Here is a 1861-nt window from a genome sequence, read left to right as displayed (position 1 = left end):
TTAAACAATTGATAAATGGTGGGATTAAGGATTTAACGCATGCGTTCTTTTGGTGTTAGTAACATGCGATTAGCACTTAGTAAAAATAAAATAATGCCACCAATAATGAAAAATGTTGAAGTTGCTAAAACCAGTATAGTATCAATCCCTTGAAAAGCTTTGATTAGAAGTTGATTAAGGTAGTAAAAAATAGATGTTTTGATAAATAATTGACCAATATTAGGTAGGTATTCTAAAGGAACAAAAACATTACAAGACATTAGCGCATAGAGATTGATGATATTACAAAATTCTAAGATGCTTTGTTCGTTTTGAAAAATTCTAGCTACAAAAATTGCCAAGCAAAAACAAAACAACGCGCTTGAAAAAACACTAACAAACCCCAAAATAAGCACTTTAAAATTAAGAATAGTGATGATATTGAGCGCATAAAAAGAGAGAATAATAAAGATAAAAGCATATAGGATTACAACGATTAGTCTTGAAGCGATTAATGCTAGAGTTATTTGTTTGAAAGTTGCTGGTGATAGCATGTAGAACAAAAATATATTATGCGATTCTCAAGCTTGTTATAGCTTGTGTGAGACCAAAGATCGCGCTAGAAATAATAAGAAGTCCCATTAGACCTATAATATTATTAAAGTAAAAAATTTCAGTGGTATTTTTTGAAAAAACAAAAATCAGTAATAGGAGCATTAAAATAGGATAAATAAAAGTCCAAAATAGCGTACTTGTATTGGTGAGATAAGATTTGATTTCAAGTTTTAGGATAGATAGAATTGCTCCCACTAAATATCCTTTAGTAATGCTAATAAGTCTTTTGTGGTTGGTTTTTCTTTAAAGTTAAAAGTTTTAGCTACAGATTTTAATATAGAATTTAAAGGTTTGTATTGAGCAATGTTGCCATTCTTAAGGAGCAATACCCATTCGCAACTATCTAAGACAATAGGATCATGAGTGGCGATGATACTTGTAAGTTGTTGGGTGTTGCGCAAGCTTATGAGATTTGATAGTCTTATAAGAGCGTTTTGCTCTAAACTGGTTTCTGGTTCATCCATAATAATTAATTGGGGGTGGTGGCTAAGAGCTAAGTCAATCTTTAAGCGCTGTTTTTGTCCATCGCTTAGGTGTTCGTAGGTTTTATTCAAAAGATTTTTTTCAAATAGATTTGGAGTGCAGTTTTTGTGAAAAAATTGATAGAATTTAAAAAGGTCGTTTGCGTTTAATCCAGGTGGGTAGTTGAATAGGTTAGAGACAACTCCCAATTGTTTGCGTTGTGGTATAACATTGTCGTGGTATGGAATATTATTGTTTTGTGCTTTAAAATTATAGTCTGATCTAATGCCTAGAATAGTGTTGATAAGCGTTGATTTTCCAGCACCATTTGTGCCAATAATGGCTGTACTAGTATGATTTTTAAATGAAAAATCTTGTATATTTAAAGCGTTTTTAAACATGGTTTTTGGGTGTATGCTGATGTTAGAAATCATAAAAACCCCTTATATAGAAATGATTTAAAATCCCATTCAAGGTTATTATATTCAAATGATGGTTTTATTGAGTGCAGTGTTACTAAAAAATTAACTGATCTTTGTTAAAACGATCTAAAGCGTTACTGACAGACACGATTTAGGCGAGTGAAACGATTTTAAAAAGCATTTCAACTCTAAAAATAGACAAAGTCAAGGCTTCAAATAAGAAATCAACGATCTCAAAAAAGCTAGAGAAACGGAGTTTTTGATTTTTCATTATCAAAACCCTAAATATCCTCTCGTTTTTTGCCCGCTATTGGTTTATGGGTGTTTTAGCATATAAAACTCCAACGCTTTTTCAAAGAGAAGCGATCGATTAGGAAAACCTT

Annotated in this window: 1 protein-coding gene and 1 pseudogene; both read right to left on the bottom strand. The window is 31.4% G+C overall.

Features of this window, described 5'->3' with window-relative positions:
• Nucleotides 1-32: 32 nt before the first annotated feature.
• Nucleotides 33-789: pseudogene (locus H7O61_RS07765) on the bottom strand (ABC transporter permease).
• Nucleotides 789-1490 carry an ATP-binding cassette domain-containing protein gene (locus H7O61_RS07760; protein ID WP_000624999.1) on the bottom strand — a complete coding sequence of 234 codons (702 nt, stop codon included), beginning with the start codon at nucleotides 1488-1490 and terminating at the stop codon, nucleotides 789-791. The pseudogene H7O61_RS07765 and the gene H7O61_RS07760 overlap by 1 nt, the downstream one beginning before the upstream one ends.
• Nucleotides 1491-1861: the final 371 nt, after the last annotated feature.

Origin of the sequence: Helicobacter pylori, assembly GCF_014496965.1 — a bacterium.
Lineage (GTDB): Bacteria > Campylobacterota > Campylobacteria > Campylobacterales > Helicobacteraceae > Helicobacter > Helicobacter pylori_CZ.
The sequence above is the reverse complement of the archived record's forward strand: the minus strand, read 5'-3'. Positions and strand labels throughout refer to the sequence as shown.

Coding starts and splice junctions, on each gene's coding strand:
- H7O61_RS07760 (WP_000624999.1), bottom strand. CDS start 1,490: ATGATTTCTAACATCAGCATACACCCAAAAACCATGTTTAAAAACGCT.